This is a genomic window from Flavobacterium sp. FlaQc-30, from assembly GCF_044005885.1.
GTDB lineage: Bacteria > Bacteroidota > Bacteroidia > Flavobacteriales > Flavobacteriaceae > Flavobacterium.
The window spans coordinates 13,216-28,144 of record NZ_JBIPCO010000005.1 but is presented as its reverse complement, the minus strand read 5'-3'; the positions used below and the strand labels follow the sequence as shown (position 1 = coordinate 28,144).

At 34.3% G+C, this 14,929-nt stretch carries 13 protein-coding genes; 9 read left to right on the top strand and 4 right to left on the bottom strand.

The genetic code is table 11. The annotated features are described in order from the left end of the window. Nucleotides 1–2: 2 nt before the first annotated feature. Nucleotides 3–326: a DUF6660 family protein gene (locus tag ACHRV0_RS12350; protein ID WP_115887013.1), complete on the bottom strand. Its 324-nt coding sequence runs from the start codon at nucleotides 324–326 to the stop codon at nucleotides 3–5. A gap of 406 nt (nucleotides 327–732) precedes the next feature. On the opposite strand from ACHRV0_RS12350, the gene ACHRV0_RS12345 reads away from it, so the two are divergent. The 6 genes from ACHRV0_RS12345 to ACHRV0_RS12320 all read left to right on the top strand — a co-directional run bounded on the left by ACHRV0_RS12345 (nucleotide 733) and on the right by ACHRV0_RS12320 (nucleotide 7,076). After that, the gene (locus ACHRV0_RS12345; RefSeq protein WP_115887012.1) at nucleotides 733–1,938 is read left to right on the top strand and encodes a di-heme oxidoredictase family protein; all 1,206 of its coding nucleotides are present in this window, start codon (nucleotides 733–735) and stop codon (nucleotides 1,936–1,938) included. Between the two features lies 1 nt (nucleotide 1,939). Beyond that, nucleotides 1,940–2,377: a Rieske (2Fe-2S) protein gene (locus ACHRV0_RS12340; RefSeq protein WP_115887011.1), complete on the top strand. Its 438-nt coding sequence runs from the start codon at nucleotides 1,940–1,942 to the stop codon at nucleotides 2,375–2,377. Continuing rightward, nucleotides 2,374–3,609 (top strand): hypothetical protein, encoded by a 1,236-nt coding sequence (locus ACHRV0_RS12335; RefSeq protein ID WP_115887010.1) that lies wholly within the window; start codon nucleotides 2,374–2,376, stop codon nucleotides 3,607–3,609. The genes ACHRV0_RS12340 and ACHRV0_RS12335 overlap by 4 nt, the downstream gene beginning before the upstream one ends. A gap of 99 nt (nucleotides 3,610–3,708) precedes the next feature. Beyond that, the gene (locus ACHRV0_RS12330; protein WP_115887009.1) at nucleotides 3,709–4,032 is read left to right on the top strand and encodes a DUF6660 family protein; all 324 of its coding nucleotides are present in this window, start codon (nucleotides 3,709–3,711) and stop codon (nucleotides 4,030–4,032) included. A gap of 73 nt (nucleotides 4,033–4,105) precedes the next feature. Continuing rightward, nucleotides 4,106–6,286, top strand: coding sequence for a TonB-dependent receptor plug domain-containing protein (locus ACHRV0_RS12325; protein ID WP_115887008.1), 2,181 nt, complete (start codon nucleotides 4,106–4,108; stop codon nucleotides 6,284–6,286). Nucleotide 6,287: 1 nt separating this feature from the next. Beyond that, on the top strand, nucleotides 6,288–7,076 hold the full coding sequence (locus tag ACHRV0_RS12320) for a cation transporter (RefSeq protein ID WP_167443817.1): 789 nt from the start codon (nucleotides 6,288–6,290) through the stop codon (nucleotides 7,074–7,076). A 916-nt stretch (nucleotides 7,077–7,992) separates the two neighbouring features. On the opposite strand, the gene ACHRV0_RS12315 is transcribed toward ACHRV0_RS12320, so the two are convergent. Further along, nucleotides 7,993–9,009 (bottom strand): LytTR family transcriptional regulator DNA-binding domain-containing protein, encoded by a 1,017-nt coding sequence (locus tag ACHRV0_RS12315; RefSeq protein WP_395441039.1) that lies wholly within the window; start codon nucleotides 9,007–9,009, stop codon nucleotides 7,993–7,995. A 296-nt stretch (nucleotides 9,010–9,305) separates the two neighbouring features. Between ACHRV0_RS12315 and ACHRV0_RS12310 the strand changes: the two genes are divergently transcribed. From ACHRV0_RS12310 to ACHRV0_RS12300, 3 genes are all read left to right on the top strand, one after another. Then, nucleotides 9,306–10,286, top strand: a complete 981-nt coding sequence (locus tag ACHRV0_RS12310) for a heme-binding domain-containing protein (protein ID WP_395441038.1) — start codon at nucleotides 9,306–9,308, stop codon at nucleotides 10,284–10,286. Between the two features lie 2 nt (nucleotides 10,287–10,288). Further along, nucleotides 10,289–10,759 carry a cytochrome P460 family protein gene (locus ACHRV0_RS12305; protein WP_395441037.1) on the top strand — a complete coding sequence of 157 codons (471 nt, stop codon included), beginning with the start codon at nucleotides 10,289–10,291 and terminating at the stop codon, nucleotides 10,757–10,759. Nucleotides 10,760–11,435: 676 nt separating this feature from the next. Continuing rightward, nucleotides 11,436–11,897, top strand: a complete 462-nt coding sequence (locus ACHRV0_RS12300; protein ID WP_395441036.1) for a transposase — start codon at nucleotides 11,436–11,438, stop codon at nucleotides 11,895–11,897. A gap of 525 nt (nucleotides 11,898–12,422) precedes the next feature. On the opposite strand, the gene ACHRV0_RS12295 is transcribed toward ACHRV0_RS12300, so the two are convergent. Next, nucleotides 12,423–13,328, bottom strand: a complete 906-nt coding sequence (locus tag ACHRV0_RS12295; RefSeq protein ID WP_343697969.1) for a carbohydrate kinase — start codon at nucleotides 13,326–13,328, stop codon at nucleotides 12,423–12,425. 23 nt (nucleotides 13,329–13,351) lie between these two features. Beyond that, on the bottom strand, nucleotides 13,352–14,908 hold the full coding sequence (locus tag ACHRV0_RS12290) for a glycoside hydrolase domain-containing protein (RefSeq protein WP_395441035.1): 1,557 nt from the start codon (nucleotides 14,906–14,908) through the stop codon (nucleotides 13,352–13,354). Nucleotides 14,909–14,929: the final 21 nt, after the last annotated feature.

The window sequence follows — 14,929 nt, the reverse complement described above, 5'->3', positions numbered from 1 at the left end:
ACTTAAACGAAAAATTTGGGAGGCTGCCATATGCTTCCAAAATAGCTGGAAATTACCTGACAGTCTTTTATAACCGCATGTTTAACATTGATTATATTTTGGGGAAAATTAAATTCCGGCATCTTAAAATTAAATTTTACAGCCGAAACACTGCAGCATGAACATTGACAGAAAGGTGTACAATGGTCATCGTGATCCTGATTGTGATTATGAGCCAGTTCTTTCTTCTGAGACTTCGCTTCAAGACATGTATTATAGACGTCACTGCATGGAACTGCAAGCAGTCCAAGAATGTATACTAATAATATTGTTGTTTTCCATCTCATATTAAGACAAATTTACAAAATAGTTTCTGCAATTGGATTGCAAATTTACTTTAATCAACCTAAACACCTAAAAAACAATATTTTACATTTATATAAATTTATAAATTATTTTTAAACGGTTAAAACTAAACCCTGATTTGATTGATCACTGGTATTTTAAACTTAATCATTTATTAAAAAATATTGTTTTAAATAATTGTATGTTTTTATATATCGTCTGCTAATGCAAAGGAAACTTACAATTTTGTATTAATTCTGAATTTCTATTGGTAAACCTAATTTACTCAAATTAATTATTATTTACGCAGTAGCATCTGCCATAGAGTATCGAAATATTAAAAAAAATATTCAAATATAAATCATAATTGTTTTAAAAATATTTTTAGCTTTGTCTAAAAAATAAATAATGGCAAATATAAATATATTTTTAAAGACATCTTTCATACTAGTAGTCTTAAACATAGGGCTTGTTTCCTGTGAAACCAGCTTTGTAGATTTACCGCAAGATGATAAACTTTTAGACGGCTCAATCGAAGGGTTATCGGCTTCTGAATCAACTCAATTTTTAAAAGGCGACCAGGCAGTTAATGAAGTTTTTAACAGGGCATCCGGCCTTGGTCCAACCTTTGTAAGTACCAGTTGTATCAGCTGCCATGCAGGAGACGGAAAAGGGCATCCTTTTACCAGCTTAGTTCGCTTTGGACAAATTGACGAAACAGGCAATCATTTCATTAAACTAGGAGGACCGCAGCTTCAAAACCGTGCACTACCTGGTTTTATTCCAGAAGAAATCCCTTCAGGCACATCATTCTCCACCTTTATGCCTCCATCTATCACAGGATTAGGATTATTACAGTATGTCTCAGATGCCGATCTAATTGCAATGACTGACCCTGAAGATGTTGATGATGACGGAATTTCAGGGAATGTAAACTGGATTAACATACCTGATTATGCTATTGTAAGTTCTAATGCCATATCAAAAAATGGCAAATATATTGGAAGATATGGCAAGAAAGCTTCAGCATTCGATCTACTTCATCAAACAGTTAATGCATACAACCAAGATATGGGCATTACTTCTATATTTAATCCTATTGACCACTACTCTGCTTTAGAAATTGACCCTGAAATCGCTACTTCAAAAGTAAATGATGTTGTGTTTTATCTGAAAACATTAAAGGCTCCCATCCAAAGAAGCCAAAACGATCCTGCCGTTATCCGAGGCAAAGTTATTTTTAATCAAATAAGTTGTACAGGCTGCCACAGATCAGAATTAAAAACAAGTTATTCTCCAATTAACTCGCTTTCAAATAAAACTTTTGCACCTTATACTGATCTGCTCCTACACGATATGGGTCCAGGATTGGATGATGGCTATACAGAAGGCAGCGCAAAAACTTCTGAGTGGAGAACCCCTCCCCTCTGGGGCATTGGCCTTTCCGAGAACTCGCAGGGAGGTAATTTGTTTTTAATGCATGATGGCCGTGCAAAAAGCATAGAGCAGGCGATACTAATGCATGGCGGCGAGGGACAGAAAAGTAAATATGCATTTGAAAAGCTTTCTAAAGAAGATAAACAGGCTTTGCTGAAATTTATAAAATCATTATAGTATGGACAGAAAACAATTTCTAAAAGCATGCGGTTTCGGCTGTCTTGCTGCAATATCAGGAACGACAATACTGCAAGGCTGCTCTTCTTCCCAAATTTCAAGAGAAATAAAGGAATCTGATCTCTTAGTCCCAATTTCTGATTTTATAATTCAAAAAGGGACAAAATCTGCATTTAAAAAGTATATAGTAATTCAAAATGACATATTAAAAGCCCCAATATGTGTATTTAGATTTAGTGAGAGTGATTATTGTGCCATGTTTATGTTATGTACGCATCAGGGTGCTGAATTACAAGTTTTTGGAGATAAACTTCAATGCCCGGCTCATGGAAGCGAATTCAGCAATCGCGGGAACATCGAGACCGGTCCCGCAGATACAGACTTAAGAAAATTCCCGGTCACAATAGAAAACAATATTTTAAAAATATCTTTAAAATGAGATTGAAAATAAAAGTAATACCCGCATTGTTAATTTTACTCTTTTCTACATATTGCTATTCACAGATCGATCCTAGTTTATTAAAAAGAGTACCTAAAGATACTGTAAAAAATATCTTAAACATGGATGCTCTTTACAACAGACCGGCTTTGAAGATAAATAAGACTCCCATATCAATAGGAGGTTATCTTGAAATGAACTGGCAAAAAATGACAACTGACGGAATTTCCGAAGGCAATCAATTTCAAGCTAGAAGACTATCTATTTTTATATCATCTTCCATTAGCAGAAAAATTAAATTTTTGAGCGAGATTGAGTTTGAAGACGGTGGCAAAGAAATCTCTATTGAATTCGCTTCCGTCGATGTAGAGTTTGACCCGTTGATAAATCTTCGCGCAGGTATCATTTTAAATCCTATTGGGTCTTTCAATCAAAATCATGATGGCCCAAAATGGGATTTTACAGATAGACCTATTTCTTCCACTCAAATGTTGCCAGCAACTTTCAGTAACGCCGGGGTTGGCATTTTTGGAAAAAAATACTCTGAGAAATGGATGTTTGGTTATGAGGCCTATCTCTCCGGAAATTTTGATAACTCAATAATTGAAAATACAGAAAACAAAACTTTCTTACCCGCGGCAAAAGAAAACCCTGAAAGATTTGAAGAAATTAATAGTGGAGAACCCTTGTTTACGGGAAAAATTGCTCTGCGGAATACTAAAGTCGGAGAACTTGGAATTTCTTATATGGGCGGTATCTATAATAAATTTGAGGATGATGGCATTACAATAGATAAGAAGAGACGTGTATCTGTTTTTGCTTTAGATTTTAATACAACGCTTCCAAGAATAAAAACTTTTATCACTTCTGAATTTGCATGGGTTTATGTTGATGTACCTGATACTTATTCGCAACAATTTGGCAAAAAACAGAAAGGGGGATTTATAGATATTGTGCAACCTATATTGACAAAAACAATTTTAGGCTGGCAGAAAGCTGCGATAAATGTTGCATGTAGATTGGAATATGTAGATTGGAATGTTGGAAGCTTTAAAGAAACCGGTGGTAATATTGGGGAAGATTTATGGAGCATAATGCCTGCTGTTAGTTTTAGGCCGACCTCCCAAACAGTGATCCGCCTTAATTATCGATATTTGAAACAACGGGATATTTTTTCCAACCCACCTACTATTACTGACGGGTTTAACTTAGGAATTTCAACTTACTTTTAAATATTTTGACAGCTATAATAACCCTGCATATACCAGTATTACAAAATAAAACTTGTACCCCTATAAGGCTTATTAATAAATAAAGGATAAATTTGCGATGTGAAAACTTTCGTAACTATACTTTCATTCATCGTACTGTTTCTTTCTACAGTTCCATGCTCCGCATTTGCTAAACACTCAGAATGCGGTGTAGAGAAAAATTGTGAAAATGATTCACATGACTGCGGTAATGAATGTAACGGAAAATGTTCTCCATTCTACTCCTGTGGAATCTGTATAGGCTTTACGATAAACTTTGATTCAATAATTCTAAATGAAAAATTAGAATTTAACCTTGATGAAGTCTCACAAACACCATCATACAACAAATTTGTCAACTCTTCATTCATCTGCAAAATCTGGCAGCCTCCTAAAATTTCTTAATATAAAAAGTTTATCCCTGCATTCATCTCATTATGCGGGTCTATTATTTATTATTAATATTAAGAAATCATAAATGTTTAAATATATTTTATTGATTGTGACAATGGCATTTATTGGCACTGCACAAGCACAGAATACTATCAAATTTCGTCTCAAGAATGCTGAAACTAACGAACCTGTAAAAGGAGTTTCTGCAAAAATTGAAGAAACAAATTCGGTTTTCAAATCAGATAATGATGGAAATATCAGTGTAGAAAATCTAAAAGATGGAAATTATACCTTATCAATTTCTGATGAAGGCTACACTCCAAATAAAACAGTTTTTAAAGTGCCTTCCAGCTTAAATTTTATAGAAATTGCATTGCAGAGCGAAGATCACGAAGCTGAAGAAATGGAAGAAATAATTGTTACTTCCACCAGAGGCACCAGAACGATCAGCAATATTCCAACCAGGGTAGAATTTATTGCCGGAGAAGAACTTGAAGAAAAAGCTAATATGAAACCGGGTGACATTCGCATGATGCTTAACGAAAGTACAGGAATCCAGACCCAGCAGACTTCTGCAACTTCAGGAAATTCTTCTATTAGGATTCAAGGGTTGGACGGAAGATATACCCAGATTCTAAAAGACGGTTTTCCTTTATATTCTGGCGCGTCAAGCGGGCTTGGATTACTGCAGACCCCTCCATTAGATTTAAAGCAGGTTGAAATAATCAAAGGTTCTGCCTCTACCCTTTACGGCGGAGGAGCAATAGCCGGATTAGTAAATCTTGTTTCTAAAATCCCAACCAAAGAAAAGGAGTTGCGATTTTTAATTAATGGAACTTCGGCTCTTGGATTGGATATAAATGGATTTTATTCCCAACAGTTTAACAAAATTGGTGTAACTGTTTTTGCTTCTCACGATCGTAACGCTCCTTATGATCCAGCAGATATAAAGCTTACAGCTATACCAAAATTTGAGCGTTTTAATTTTAATCCTAAACTTTTTGTCAATTTTAATGAAAACACCAAACTTAATTTTGGCGTCAATACCGTTTTTGAAAACCGCTTAGGTGGAAATATTGATTATATCAAAGATCAAAGTAAATATCCTGATAGTTATTTCGAAAAAAATAAAACTCAGAGAATAAATACTCAATTCGCTCTCACGCATAAATTTAATGAGCAGGAATCGATAACGGTTAAAAACAGTTTTAATAATTTCAGTCGTGTTATCACAATTCCTGATTATATTTTTGACGGTTTGCAGAACAGTACTTTTTCTGAAATAAGCTATTCTAAAAACGGCGAAATTGCAGAATGGGTTGCCGGTGCAAACTTATATACCGACAATTTTACTGAAAACAGCCATACATCTTTCCCATTAAGAAACTATAATCAGATTACTTATGGAGCTTTTCTTCAAAACACAGTTAAAGCCAAAGAATGGCTACAGATAGAAACTGGTCTGAGAGGCGATTATGTTGTTGACTATGGTTTTTCTCTGCTACCAAGAGTTTCCGCTCTATTTAAAATTAATCCTAAACTAACATCCCGAATCGGTGGAGGTCTTGGCTATAAAACGCCGACTATTTTTACTGAAGAAAGCGAGCGTATCCAGTATCGAAATGTACTGCCAATTAGCAGCGATTTCAATAAACTTGAAAAAAGTTACGGTTTTAACTTTGATTTAAATTATAAAACTAAAATTACAGAAGATCTTTCTTTATCGTGGAATCAGTTATTTTTCTATACCAATATTGATAATCCGCTGATATTAAATTCCCTTCCAGATAATATTTATCAGTTTGTAAACGTCAACGGATATTTGGACACAAAAGGAACTGAAACAAATGTGAAATTAGGATACAAAGATTTTAAGTTATTTCTGGGTTATACCTATACGGATGCTTCCATAGATACTAACGGAATAAAATCTGAAAATCCTTTAACGGCAAAACACCGATTAAACAATGTTTTGATGTATGAAGTTGAAGAAAAATGGAAAGCAGGTTTAGAAGCATATTATTACAGTCCGCAAAAATTAAGTGATGGTACAACTGGAAAAGACTACTGGATTTTTGGTTTTATGGTAGAGAGGCTTTGGGAGAACTTTTCGGTTTACGCTAATTTTGAAAATTTTACAGATACCAGACAGACAAAATTTGGAAGCATATACACAGGAACTATTTCAAATCCCGTTTTCAAAGATATATATGCTCCATTAGATGGATTTGTTGTAAATGCGGGTTTTAAGATTAAAATACAGTGATATGAAAAAAAGTATTTATAATATAAAAAAGATGGATTGTCCTAGTGAGGAACAATTAATAAGAATGAAACTCACAGGTTTAGAACAAATTAAACAGCTTGATTTTGACATTGCAGGCAGAAAACTAAACGTCTATCATACGGACGACAACACTCTTATTACAAATGCAATTAATACTCTTAATCTGGATAGCACTCTGATGGCAACAGAACATACATCTGATTATGTAGAGCAAAATAATGACTCTCAGCAAAGTAAGTTATTATGGCAGGTTCTCATTGTAAACTTTTCATTCTTTATAATTGAAGTTATTACAGGTTTTATATCCAATTCGATGGGATTGGTTGCAGACAGTTTGGATATGTTCGCCGATAGTATTGTATATGGCTTAGCTCTGTTCGCTGTCGGTAGTACAACAACAAGAAAAGGAAGTGTAGCAAAGATAAGTGGTTATTTTCAGATTGGTCTTGCAATTTTAGGACTTATTGAAGTTATAAGAAGATTTGTAGAGTTTGACCATATTCCTGCATACGGAACTATGATAGTAGTTTCATTATTTGCCCTTGTAGGCAATTCGTTATGCCTTTACCTGCTTCAAAAATCTAAAAGCAAAGAGGCACATATGGAAGCAAGTATGATTTTTACCTCAAATGATGTTGTAATTAATATGGGAGTCATAATTGCTGGCATATTAGTATACTTTACTAATTCAATGGTACCCGATCTTATTATTGGAGTTTGTGTATTTTTCATAGTCGCAAGAGGAGCATTAAAAATTTTACAGTTATGATAATGGTAATTTAAAAAAAATAGCAAGCCTTTCAAAATTGTTCTTTTGATATCGTTGCCCAATAAAGCAATCCGAAAATAATAAAAGAAAAAGAGGCTCTGCCTCACATGTTGTGAGACAGTCTTTAATCTTTAGATTTAAAATAACAGGTGATTCAAAATTTGTTTCTTACTATAAATCACGGGAATGAATTAACATTTTTTAACATTTAACCCTTACGATACATACAATCCGCCTCAAAAGTAATATTTCATATAATTATCTTACAAATTCACTTTAAAATAAGCTAATTTCTTTAAATCGTTCATAAAATGATTTGTAAATTGTGAACTAAACGTCACAAAGCCAAATGGCGCCAATTGAAGACAATTGGCGCCATTTTTTTATAATCTTGCTTATTTCTTATTTGTCTATAGAGCCAGGCTATTTAGCAACCCTAACTCCAATAGCAATGGAAATCCTTTTTCGCTGAGGCTAGGCACAAAAGATTGCTTCGCCAGTTCGCTAGCGCTAGGTTGAAACGTATAGAGGAAAAGCTTCTAAGAAATAATATTACTTAAAAATAGTATTCGCACCAAATGTCCTTTACTTTATATGGGTTTCATACAATCTCCAGCTTGCTCCACCTTTGATCTTTCTCTTCTTCATTTCTGATTCAATGAAAGGCGTAAATTTATAAATCCAACGCTGAACAACGTCATGATCAACAGAACTCATCGCATATTCATGATCTCTTCAACATGCCGATAGCTTAATGTACATAATAAAATATACGGCCTGCCAAAATAATAGACTTCGGATAGCAATGGTCTTTAGTATTCATTAGTTTACGAGTTTAAAAAGGCAACGATAAAACTTAGCTTTAGATGCGACAGAACCTCACACACCTTTATTTCAATTTATTTGTCTCTTTTTTTTACTGATCAAGCCAATTCTTAAATTCTGCTACTTTATTTTTACTGATAATAATATCGATTTTGGGATCAGGTTTTATAATTAGTTTCAACTGTTTTTTTCCATAAAGCAATATACTGCTGATAGAATTTATGTTAATAATAAACTGTCTGTTTGCTCTGTAAAAAATAGTAGGATCTAGCCATTTCATAACCTCATCAAGGCTGTTATTGCTGTTATATTGTCGATGATCAAAAGTATAAATATAAGTAATTCCGGTATCCAGTAAAATATAAGCAATCTCTTGAATATCTAATTTTATCAGTTCATCTTTATGATACGTAAGTATTCTTTTCTTTGGAATTTCTGACTCTTTTGATGTATCATTTTGAATATTTTTATCTGCGAGATTTTGTAATTTCTGCTGATTCGAATTCAATTGCAAATTCAAGATCTGAAGCTCATTTACCTTATAATTTAAATCCTCTTTTTCAAGATCAAAAACCCTTTCATATTTTCGATAAATAAGCCGTATCATTAAGTAGCAGCAGACACTTATGAAAACTGTACTTAAAAACAAACTCACCACAAACTGAAGATACAAATCTGATAATTCTTCTTCTAAAACGGCCAAGTTAGCATGCGAAGCCACCATCCAGTCTGTTCCTGCAACGGGATTTATATTTATTATTTCCGATTTTCTTTTTGGATCATTAGGAAATGTACGTATCCCTCCTATTTTTTCTCCTTGCTCCAAAACGGTGCTTAACGGCTTAAACTCTTGATTGCTTATTCCATTTACCTGAGAATTATTTTCTTGGATTTTAACCCCAATTAACGCTGGATTAGGATGGCAGAGTTCAATTCCTTTTTGATTGTACATGCAAATAAAATCACTTTTTATATCTGTATTTTCAATGCTTATCTGAAGATTGCGAATTACCTGATCTTTTGACAATCCGCTTCTGAGCTGCTGCTCCAAAAGTCTGGAAATTTCCCGAACTTCCCTCTCTCCCGATTCCAATTTACTATTGCACATTTTTCTTTAGCTGACTGATACAAATAACTCGAGGATATTAATGTAATAATTAGAACAACAATACTAATGCCTGCAAGTGTCAAAGTGTAAAGACGCGCTTTTTTCATGTAAATTTATAGTCCTTAAAATGAAAACTGTTTCGAAAATTTTACTTAGGCTAAAATAAGCAATTTATTTAGCTTTTGATATTTCGGCTTCAAGGCTAAAAAATCCCCTTTGGACCAATTAAATCTTTTAATCACATGCATTAGAACTAATTTTGAATTGATTATCTATTCATCTAAAAAATAAAACAAATGAAAAAAGGACTTAAAATCTTCGCAATTTTACTGCTAGTATTTATTGCTTTACAATTTTGGAAACCTGAAGAAATTGAATATAGCACCCCTACAAAGGACTTAACTAACGTTCCTGCAGAAGTAAATACTATTTTAAGAAACTCTTGTTTTGACTGCCATTCTAACACTGTAAATCTTGCATGGTTTGATAAAATTACGCCTGCAAATTTTATAGTAGCTTCTCATATTGAAGATGGTCGAAAAGCGCTGAATTTTTCGGATTGGGATAAATTAGAAAAGCCAAAGCAAAGTGCTACACTTTATTACGCTTTCAATAAAATACTATCAGGTGAAATGCCTCTTAAAAGTTATACGGCTCTTCATCCTTCTGCCAAATTAGACGATAGTTCCATTGAAGTTTTGAAGAATTATTTAACAACGATAGCAGCCCGAAAACCAAATCTGGAAATACTGCCTGTTGCTGATTTAAAGGACGTTGAAAAAGTAATTCTGAATAAAAAAATAACAAATCACTCTAAAGTTAAACCAACACTAAATAATATTTCATACATACCCGATTTTAGAAACTGGAAAGCTGTCAGTACATCAGACCGTTTTGACAACGGCAGTATGCGTATCATTTATGGAAACGAAATTGCCGTAAAGGCTATAGCAGAACACCAAACCAATCCTTGGCCTGATGGTGCAATTTTTGCCAAAACAGCCTGGAAACAAAAAACAGAAGCTGATGGAACTGTACCTGCCGGGGCATTCATTCAGGTTGAATTTATGATAAAAGATGCAAAAAAATATGAAGCTACAAAAGGATGGGGATGGACAAGATGGAAAGGGAATGACTTGAAACCGTATGGTGATAGCGCCAACTTTGATCAGGAATGCATTTCCTGTCATAATCCTGTTAAAAACAATGATTACGTTTTTACTACTCCCCTGCATCTTGATATCAATAAGTTTAACATCTACAACAAAAACAAATAATTATGAAACCACTTCACTCTATCATAATCGCGCTTATCATTATACTTTCTGGATGTAAAGGAAATAATAAAGATAATCTCAATGAAAAAGCTTCTGTATCTGCATTAGATGCGTTGCCTGAAAACCCTTTATTATTGTCGCCTATCACATTTTCCATTGATCCGAATCAAAACGCTATGTCCACCTTATACGGAAATAAAATTGCTTTTCAGCATGCAAAAGAAAAAGCAGACGGTACCTATCCTGAAGGAGCCGTTTTATATGAGGTGACATGGAAACAAAAAGCAGATTCGCTATGGTATGGCGCTAATATTCCTGATCAGATTATTAGTGTCGAAAAAGTACAATTTACCGGAAATGCTGTTCCCAAATACGAATTGTATGCTGGACATCCGCTAAAAAAAGTTTCTTCTAATGATGAAAACCGAAGAATAGATTTAATATTATCTAAACGCATCGCAGAAATGCCTTAAAAAAACTCAATTGCAAGAATTATTAATAATTCGCATTCTAAAATAACTTGGTACAAAATTTTTAGTCTTTTAATTATTAAGCAATTACGATAAAAATATTATTATTAAACACATTAAAAATCCCTGAAATTTATATCTCTGAGACTAACTCTAAGAGTTTAAATTGTACTGTACCTATGGGTGTACCAAGTTAAAAAAATGCTGAAAACACCAGCAATTACGGGAATCTATATAGGGTTAGTGGAGCCTCTTTCTCCGCTAATAGATTAAATACAGAATTTTCATGCCTGCAAAAAAGCCAAAACTGAGGCAAAAAAAAAAGATTCTGAAAGCTCTCTCCCTAAGTTTGTGGCAAAATCAAGGCACATGGTATTTTCGAAAACAATAAATCTAGCAAAATCAATATTTTCTGGCTTTAGGTTCGAAGCTGTATACGACTCTGCATTGGAAATACAGAATGGTTTAGTTTTATAAGGGCCTTAAAGTCCTCAATTTTAATTTTTATCAACAAAATAAAACTTATGGCAGTTTATATATCTGCTCCATCATCAACCACTTTTCGCCCTGTTTTGCTCCAGGAGGCGCCGCCACAGCCATAATGGAAGAAACAAAAGATAATTTAAACAAAAAATAACATGGAAGGTCTTACTGCAAATTACCTGACCAGAGCTGAAATATGGCTCTGCATCACCACACTTATCTACTTGTAATGAATGGCGCACAGATTTTCGAAACTCTGGTTTTTGTGCCTAAATGGACCGAATCGGCACCTGAAAATTTTAAGCTTTTACTGGATGGAAAAGGCGCTAGCCTGAAAGTTTTCTGTATTATATTTCATTCTCTGCATGAAATCGCCTTTATCCTTGCCATTATTTTCTGCCGGAAAATTGACCCCGTACGAAACTGGCTTTTAGTTCTATTTGCTGCACATTTTGCAGTTAGAGCATGGACACTCTCCTATTTTGCACCAAATATCATTGATTTTCAAAAAATAGCAGAAAATCCTTCACTTGCAAAGGATCTTGCAAAACGAACTTCCCTTTGGCAGACGCTCAATTATATCAGGGTCATTATATTTCTTGTTATTTCCTGCGCATTAATTCCCTTGTGCATTAAATTATTCAGTTTAAAAGCATAAAACAAAAGGCAGTGTAAATTTACACTGCCTTTTGTTTTATGCCAATTTCGGTTCCTTTTTTATCATTACACTAATATTTTATAAAAAGTATAAATCACAGAAAGTAAAATCATAGAGCTAAAGAAAGACAATTCTGCCTTAATCATAACAATCTTTTCAAATCATAGATAATAGCTCTAGAATTGCATATTATTTTAATACCATAAACCAACTGAGTTTTTATATTTTTTTGTAACAATCCCCAAAAGGACATCCAAACCAAATTAACAAAGCCAATGAAAGACAGACACTAAATACCCCATTAATAAAAGAAGTGTTTATATAAAAAGCTAGGCAAATTTAGAATCAGCGTTTTATTAAACACTAACCAAAATAATTTCTCTATTTGGAAAATCGGATTCTTTTCTAAAAAATGCCCCAAATATTGCCTAACTTTTTGGGGCATGTTCATTTTGATATCAGGCTTAACTTCAAAAAAACAAGTATGGCAATTAATCAAATACCATGAGTCTTTTTGTAAATAACTTAAATTTTAGTTGCAGCCATTAAATTTTCAATCTTAGAATTTGGAACTTCCGGATTTGCGCCAGGCGCTTCAGCAACAAGCGCACCTACAGCGCAGGCAAAATCAATTGAATTCTGAGGATCTTTCTCGGTTAACAATGAAGTGATTAAAGCAGCCAAGAAAGAATCACCGGCACCTACCGTATCGGCAACCTCGATTGGGTAACCGCCGTTTTCATAAATTTTTCCTTTCCACAATAACAATGCTCCATGTTTTCCTTTTGTTACACACATTGCAGTCGCTTTCGTTTTTTCTTCAATGAAAGTCATGTTTTCTTCCAGACTTTCAAAAGGAGATTTCATGGCTTTTGCAATTTCGAGCAATTCTTCATCATTAAATTTTATAAAATCAGCCGATAGCATAAGCTGGTTCAGAATTTCATAGGTATAATGAGGTTTTCTTAGATTCACATCAAACACCTTATAAACATCATTGTCAAGCAGTTCTTCCAAAGCTTTTCTTGAAACATCGTCGCGACAAACCAAACTTCCATAAATCAAAACATCAGCCGCTTTTACCGTTGCTTTTGCCAATTCATTCAATTCAATTTTATCCCAGGCAGACGGATAACTGATTTCATAAGTTGCCGATCCACGCTCATTCAAGGTAACATTAACCAAACCAGTTGGAAAATCTTCAGAAACTACGATTGTATCCGTTTCAAGTCCCAGTTGTTTCACTTGCTCTTTTATTGCTCTCCCGTCTTCATCATTTCCTACACAGCTTATCATGGCCACTTCGCAACCTAACGTTTTCATGCGCAAGGCTACATTCAATGGAGCTCCGCCAATCTTTTTTTCATTGGCAAAAACATCCCAAAGTACCTCTCCGTATGCCACCGCCTTAAGGTTTTTTCCGTTATTCATTCTAAAATATTTTATTATTGTTCTTATTCAGGCTGGGTTATCTGAAGATTTGAGATTGTACTCGTTTGTCCTTCAGCAATTAAACCCCATTTGTTTTTGTCTCTTCCATAAATGCGGTTGGTGAGTGCTACTTTTCCGTCAATATAAACTACGACAACACTTCCTTCAGCAATTATTTCAATAGTGTATTTTGTATTGATTTGAAAAGCAAATGGCAAGCGTGTCATTTCCTGTGAAGCCGAATTATAACCGCTTATTTTAGCATTAGCAATATCTAAAACTACTTTATAATAGCTTCCTGTATCATTGGTATGAAAAACAAATCCGGTTGTTCCGCTAGCTTTCGCTAAAGTGACTTCGGCTTTTATTTTGACTTTCTTTCCAACGCTTTTAAAAGTAACCATTGCTTTTTCTGCCTCTCCTGATAAAGAATAAGTTCCATTATTAGCTGTTGCATTTGATGAAATTGCATCTACCTCTACAGTAGCATTCTTTTTCGAAAATAAATCCTTAACCGATTTCGGCGATTGCGCTCCCAAAGTTCCATCTGAATTTTGAATCAATTCATGAATAACCATATTTCCTGCCCAATCCTTGTTTCCTAAATCATTCTCAGGCGTTTTTCTCGCATTCCAACCAAAAACATATCTTTTATTTCCGTCAGAAGCTGTTTTTCCAGCATAAAAATATTCTCCGTCAATTCTGTCATTTTCCGGTTTTGTCCACGGACCGTTTATAGATGATGAAATTCTGTAGTGCGTTCCTTTATTGCCACTCCAATTCTCAGAAAAAATCAAATACCAATTGCTTCCCATTTTGAAAATATCCGCACATTCCATCATCAGATAATTATCTTCAGGCGTTGTGGTATAAATTGGAGCTTGAACATCCCATTTTCCTGATGCAGGATCTGCGCTTGTAAAATGCAACAAAACAGCTTTTCTTCCCGGTTCTGTCTGCGTACTTACCAGCATTGAATATTTTTTCAATTCATCATTATAAAACACATGCGGATCTCTGAAATCATAATTGTAATACCCCGCTGGCGCAGTAATCTTAAAAGACTGCACTTTTGTCCATTTTTTCAAATCGCTGCTGGTTGCACATAAAACACTTTCTCTTGCATTCGACTGGACAAAAGCCGGATTTTCATTGTGCCCTGTATAATAAAAGTAATAAACATTACCCACTTTGAGAACCGATCCTGTACCTATTGCAAAATCTGGTTCTAGAGCTGTACCATACGGAATAGTTTGACCTTCATAGGTAAAGTGCGATAAATCTGTGCTCTGGTATTCATGAATATCGTGAAATCCTTTTCCAGCAGGCTTATTCTGTGCGTCATGCAAAAAATAAATATGAAATTTTCCGTTATCGAAAAAAGGCATAATATCTCCGGTATAACCTGCACTATAATAGGGATCGGTTGTACCCATCCATTGCGCTGGCGGAACAGGGAAAACACTTGTAATTTCAGAATTCCCTCCTGAAATAGAACCTCCAATATAATTTTCATCCTGACTGCAAGAAACAAGTGAAAAGAAAACCGAGGCGATTGTGATTATATTTCTATATTTCATTTTAATTAAATTCAAAGTGGG